Raw genomic sequence first — 5314 nt, 5'->3', positions numbered from 1 at the left:
CCCCGAAGCCGGCCTCGCCGATGACGGCGGCAGCGGCGGCGAGCTCGGCGGCGGGACGCACGAGGGCGAACCGCACGTAGCCCTCGCCCTCGGGGCCGAAGGAGGAGCCCGGCGTCACGATGATGCCGGCCCTCTCCATAAGCTCCTCGGCGAAGGCCATGGAGTCGGAGGCGTAGCGCTCGGGCAGGCGTGCCCACATGAACATGGTGCCCTTGGCGTTGGGGCGGTCCCAGCCGACGGCCTCGAGGCCGTCGGCCAGGGCGTCGCGGCGGGCCTGGTAGGCGAGGCGCTGCTCCTCCACGGGTTCCAGCGGGCCCTCGAGCGCCGCGATGGCGGCCTTCTGCAGCGGCATGAACGTGCCGAAGTCGATCTGGCCACGGAGCTTGCGGAGCGCCGCCACGACGTCGGGCCGGCCCACGAGGAACGAGAGGCGCGCGCCGGTGACGTTGAACGACTTGGAGAGCGAGAAAAACTCCACGCCCACGTCCACGGCCCCGGGGAACGAGANGAACGAGCCGCCGGCCGGGCCGTCGAACACGATGTCGGAATAGGNATTGTCGTGGACGACGAGCAGATCGTGCTCGCGTGCGAACTCGATGATGCCCTCGTAGAGCCNCTCGGTGCTCACGGACCCCACGGGGTTGGCCGGCAGCGACACCACCATGTAGGTGGCCTCGTCGGCCGTGGCCGGGTCGATGGAGGCGACGTCCGGGCGGAAGCCGTTCTCGCGGGTGAGCGGGTAGTACACCGGGGTCGCGCCGGCGATGTGGGCCGCACCGGCGAAGATCGGATAGCAGGGGTCGGGAACGAGGAGGGAGTCGCCNGGGTCGAGCAGGGCCAGGGCGAGGTGGCCCATGCCCTCCTGGGTGCCCGAGACCATCATCACCATGTCGGGGGAGATCTCCACGCCGAACCGCNGCCGGTAGTAGGAGCACANGGCCTCGAGGAGCTCGTCGGTGTCGTGGAGGGAGTACTTCCAGTTGGCGGGGTCGGCCGCGGCCTCCACGAGGGCGTCCACCACGTGGGCGGGCGGCTCGAAGTCCGGCGTCCCCACGGAGAGGTCCACGATGGTGCGGCCCTCGGCCTCGAGCTCACGGCGGCGGGCGTTGAGCGATGCGAAGACCTCGTCGCCGAAGGCGTCGAGGCGGCGGGAGAACTCCATGGGCGGTCCCTTCTCGGAGGTGGCGCGTGGCGCGTGCGTTCCTTGACGGCACCTTACGATAGCGCACGGCGNCGNCGCCCNCGCNCCCTTNGGCCGGGGCGAAACAGAGCCGCCCCGGCCGCGGCGCACCTGTCATGCCCAATGCGCGCCCGTGGCCTCACCCCACCCGCCGGTCGACCGGGTGCCCCGCAGCGGCGGTGCCTGGAACAAAATGGGTGGGTATGGCTGCACCCAAGAGAAAGCTGGCCCCATGCGCGTCTCTGTCATCGGCGACTCCATCTCGACCTTCGAGGGCTACATCCCCGAGGGGTGGAACGTGTTCTACACCGGCGAGAACCTGGCCGCCACCGGCGTCGCGAAGGTGGGCGACACCTGGTGGATGAAGGTCATCGAGGGCATGGGCGGCGAGTTCCTCGCCAACGCCAGCTGGTCGNGCTCCTGCGTGGAGGGCGTGGGCTACCCCGNCGGAGAGTCCCGCACCCGCACCGACGCCCTCAAGNAGNACGGCGAGAGCCCCGACGCGGTCCTGGTCTTCATGGGCATCAACGACTTCGGCTGGGGTGGCACCATGAANCAGATNCTGGGCCGCGGCACCGCCACGCCGTACAACATCGACCTCTCCAAGTACCCCCACGTGGCGCCCGCGCTGGCGCCGGCCGACGCCGCCGAGAAGTTCGGCGAGGCCTACAGCCGCATGCTGGCCAACATAGTCACCGACAACCCCGGCGTCGAGGTCTGGTGCATCACCGTGCCCGTGGGCAGGCTCGCCGGCGCCCCGGGCACGTGCTTCACCTACCCCCTGCGCGGCAACCACTTCGACCGCTACAACAACGCCATCCGCATCGCAGCGGNCCAGTGGCCCGGCTGCCACGTGGCCGACGCCCGCGCCCTCATGCTCGACTACGAGGCCGTGGACGGCACCCACCCCACCAAGCGAGGNATGGACCNGATCGCCCGGATGGTGCTCNCCTCCATGGGCAAGGGCGAGGTCCCCGAGGACTGCGACCGCAGCGAGCAGGTGTGCTTCCGCGACGACTGCATCGGCTGCCCCTACGCCCGCGGCACGGCCTTTGGCTGGAACACGGTGTGCGAGCTGCTGTTCCCTGAGCGCACCTACACCTGCGAGCGCGGCGTTCAGGCCTAGGGCGGCGGCAGGGACCGATAACGGCAAGGCGACCGGACCCGGCAGGGGCCCGGCCGCCTTTTTCATGGGGGTGAGACGGCGCCGGCGGCGGCGCTACCCGCGGACGGAGCCGCGCAGACGCCGGAAGGCGTCNTGCACCACGGAGCGCTGGGTGGCCAGGTTGACGCGGATGAAGCCGGAGCCCTCAGGGCCGAACATCGTGCCGGGATCCACCCAGAGGCCGGCGTCCACCTCCACGAGCCGCGCGAGGGCCTCGTCCGAGAGGCCGAGGCCGCGGCAGTCGACCCAGAGCAGGTAGGTGCCCTCGGGCTGCACCACGCAGAGTTCCGGCAGCTCCCCGGCCACGAAGCGGTTCACCCAGTCGACGGTGCCCTCGAGGTAGGCCTTGAGGTCGGCGAGCCACGGGCCGCCGTGCTCGAAGCACGCCACGGCCGCCTCCTGGGAGAGCGGGTTCACGCCAAAGTAGCCACAGGCGTCCATCTCGGCCTCGATGCGCGAGCGCACGTCGGCGTCGGGCACCCAGCCGCAGGCGAGCTGCAGGCCGGCCATGTTGAAGGTCTTGCTCGGCGACGTGCACACGATGCACCGGCAGCCGGCCTTCTCGGCGGCCGCGGCGAAGGGCGCGTGGGGGTGGCCCGGGCGGCCGAAGTCCGCGTGGATCTCGTCGGCCACCACGAAGACGTCGTGGTCGGCGCAGACACGGGCCATGGCGTCGAGCTCCGCGGGCGTCCAGACGCGGCCCACGGGGTTGTGCGGGTTGCAGAGGATGAACATGCGGGCGCCGGAGGAGACGACCGCCTCCTCGAACGCTGCGACGTCGAACGTGTAGGGGCTGGGGCCGGGTTCCTCCCCCGCCACGGCCGCGGCAAAGCCGGCGCGAGCCCGTCCGGGGTCGTAGGTGAGCGGCGCGCACACGAGGGTGCGGCCGTTGGAGCGGACGGTCTCGGAGAAGGGGTAGTAGACCGGCGGCTGGATGAGCACGGGGTCGCCGGGCGCGGTGAGGACCCGCACGGCCTGGGCGATGAGGAAGACCACGCCCGGGCCCGTGACGAGCGTGGACGGGTCGGGAGCCCAGCCNTCGTGGGCGGCGATNCAGCCGGAGNCNGCGGAGGCGAGGCGGCCCGACGCCTCGGTGTAGCCGAAGACCCCGTGGTCGGCACGGCCGTGGATGGCGGCCGTCACAGCCTCGGGCGCGCGGAAGTCCATGNCGGCCACCCAGAGGCGGAGGAGGTCCTCGCCGGGGTGGTCGGGGTGGTCCTGGTCGTGCTTGACGCTGCTCGTTCCGCGGCGGTCCACGGGCTCGTCGAAGTCGTGGGTCGTGGGTGCCATGGGGCTCCTTCCGGGATGGGTGCCTGGCCCGATGGTAACGCCTGCGCGCCGGGCGGTGCGACAGCGGCGCCTGGCCCATCTGTCACTTCGCCTATTTTGTCATTGATGACTTCTGCCCATGCCGGGTGGCCGTGGCACGGGTTCCGGGCAGTCGGCGCCGAGAGGCCCGCGCCGGAGGGGATCCGGCACGGGCCGGACGCCCATCGACGGCGTGAGACCCAGGGCGCCCGAGTGGTGGGACAAAAGTGCCCGACCACTGGGACAGAAGTGTCCGGGTGGTGGGACGGTGGTCAGCCGTCCAGGCGCATCTCCAGGGTGGAGCCCGCACGGCCGCGCCTCACCCGGATCTGGCGCGGCACGGAGTCCCGCAGCTCGTCCACGTGGCTGATGATGCCCACGAGCTTGTCGGTGCCGGTGAGCTCCGTGAGGGCGGCGACGGCCTTATCGAGGGCCTCGCTGTCGAGGGAGCCGAAGCCCTCGTCCACGAACATGGTGTCCAGGCGCACGCCGCCGGCCTGGGCCTGGACGACGTCCGAGAGGCCCAAGGCCAGGGAGAGCGACGCCTGGAACGACTCGCCGCCCGAGAGCGTGTCGGCGGCGCGGGACTTCCCGGTGAAGGCGTCCTCGACGTCGATGTCCAGACCGGCCTGGGAGTTGCCGTGGGCCTCGGACCGGCGCACGAGGCTGTACCTACCGCCGGTCATGACGGAGAGGCGCCGGTTGGCANCGGTNAGCACGGCGTCGAACCACGCCATCTGGAGGTAGGTCTCGAAGTCCACCTTGCGCAGCGCGCCGGAGCCCGCCGCGGCCTCTGCCAGCTCGGACACGGCGCCGGAGGTCTCCTCGAGCGCCTCCCGGCGCTTGGCNAGCGACGAGAGCTCCCGGGCCACGGCGGCGTTGACCGCCTGACGGGAGACCGCGGCGTCGCGCCCGGCCTCCACGGCGTCGTGCTCCGCCTTCCACTCCGCGCGGTCCCGGGCCAGGGCCTCGGCGTCCACGGGCTCCTCGGACGCCAGCTGCTCCGAGAGGGTGCCATGGGACGCCCGGGCCTCCGCCAGGGCCTTCTCGGCCGCGAGCACCTTCTCGCGGGCCTTCTCCCGCTCCCCGGCGAGCGCGTCCGCCCGCTCCCTGGCGGCGTCCACGGCGGCCTGGGCCGCGACCCGGCCGCCGAACTCCAAGCCCTCGGCGCGCCCCCTGCGGGCGGCCTCCGCCTGGTCGCGCAGCGCGCAGGCGATCGTCGCCGCCTCCTTGGCCGCCGATGCGGAGCGGGTGGCCTCCGCCAGGGCCTCGCGCCCGGCGGCCAGCGACTTCTCCAGCCGCTCCTTGCGGGTGCGGTCCTTCTCGAGGGCCTCGACCTCCCTGGCGAGCCCGTCGCGGCGCTCGGCGTGGCCGCGGGACTCCTGGGCGACCGCCCGAACCTCCCTCTCCGCGGCCTCCCCGGCCTCGCCGGGGTCCTCGGGCACCGACCCCTCCCCCGCCAGGGCCTCCCGTGCCTCGCAAAACGCCTTGAGGGCCTCCGCCACCGCACCGTCCTGCCGGTCGCGCCTGGCCTGGGCACGGTCGCGGTCGGCCTCGAGACGCTCCAGCTCCTCCTCCGAGGGGACGTCGCCTGGCACCGATGCGGGGTGGGGGTGGTCGAGGGACCCCGCACACGGGGCACGGCAGGCCAGCCGCAAGAT

The 5314-nt window shown here is 72.7% G+C and carries 4 protein-coding genes; 1 reads left to right on the top strand and 3 read right to left on the bottom strand.

Features of this window, described 5'->3' with window-relative positions:
- Nucleotides 1–1162, bottom strand: a 1162-nt coding sequence (locus JX283_RS07730) for a pyridoxal phosphate-dependent aminotransferase (RefSeq protein ID WP_204830059.1), incomplete at its 3' end; no start/stop codon positions are given.
- Nucleotides 1163–1412: 250 nt separating this feature from the next.
- On the opposite strand from JX283_RS07730, the gene JX283_RS07725 reads away from it, so the two are divergent.
- Nucleotides 1413–2306, top strand: coding sequence for an SGNH/GDSL hydrolase family protein (locus JX283_RS07725; protein WP_204830058.1), 894 nt, complete (start codon nucleotides 1413–1415; stop codon nucleotides 2304–2306).
- A 93-nt stretch (nucleotides 2307–2399) separates the two neighbouring features.
- On the opposite strand, the gene JX283_RS07720 is transcribed toward JX283_RS07725, so the two are convergent.
- Together JX283_RS07720 and JX283_RS07715 are read right to left on the bottom strand one after the other, a co-directional pair.
- Nucleotides 2400–3635 (bottom strand): MalY/PatB family protein, encoded by a 1236-nt coding sequence (locus JX283_RS07720; RefSeq protein ID WP_204830057.1) that lies wholly within the window; start codon nucleotides 3633–3635, stop codon nucleotides 2400–2402.
- Nucleotides 3636–3925: 290 nt separating this feature from the next.
- The coding region (locus JX283_RS07715; RefSeq protein WP_239652544.1) for an SbcC/MukB-like Walker B domain-containing protein at nucleotides 3926–5314 on the bottom strand (1389 nt) is incomplete at its 5' end.

Source organism: Olsenella sp. CU969 (assembly GCF_905219715.1).
In the GTDB taxonomy this organism is placed as follows: domain Bacteria; phylum Actinomycetota; class Coriobacteriia; order Coriobacteriales; family Atopobiaceae; genus Granulimonas; species Granulimonas faecalis.
The sequence above is the reverse complement of the archived record's forward strand: the minus strand, read 5'-3'. Positions and strand labels throughout refer to the sequence as shown.